This window comes from Photobacterium sp. R1 (assembly GCF_054600795.1).
Map to the genome: position 1 here is coordinate 1 of NZ_BAAHZP010000085.1, position 469 is coordinate 469.

The 469-nt window shown below is 56.9% G+C and carries 2 protein-coding genes; both read right to left on the bottom strand.

The features are described from left to right. On the bottom strand, window positions 1-295 hold a 295-nt coding region (locus ACYP03_RS24065; RefSeq protein WP_459782370.1), incomplete at its 3' end, for a DJ-1/PfpI family protein. After that, on the bottom strand, window positions 288-469 hold a 182-nt coding region (locus ACYP03_RS24070; RefSeq protein ID WP_459782371.1), incomplete at its 5' end, for a ketopantoate reductase C-terminal domain-containing protein. The genes ACYP03_RS24070 and ACYP03_RS24065, both read right to left, overlap by 8 nt.

A 469-nucleotide genomic window follows, 5' to 3' on the forward strand; every position in this document is an offset into this window, starting at 1 on the left:
CAACCGTCAGCGTGCTGTCTCTGAGGTATTCTGCGCCCGCCAGGCCGCCGGGCAGAACCACACAGTCGAAGGGATCATCGGCAATTTCGACCAGCGGGCGGTCAGCGGTCAGTGTAATGCCCCGCGAGCCTTTCATCGCGAGTGCCCCGTCTTCTGCCACGCTGGCAATGGTCACTTGCATACCGGCCCTGATCAGAATATCAACCGTATTGATGACCTCCATTTCTTCGCTGCCGGGGGCAATACAGACCGCCACTTTAGGGGGGTGTACAGAGGATGTCGTTGGGTTAGCCATAATTTTGCTCCAAGTGTTTTATCTGTTGCCACAGGGCGAAGTTCGCCGGTGTGGCAAGCTGAAAATGGTGTGCCTGCTCAATCAGAAAGCCGGTTATGGCGTCAATCTCCGTCGGCCGCTGGTTGGCAACATCCTGCTGCATGGATGAATAATTGGCCGCCGTGGCCCTGATCA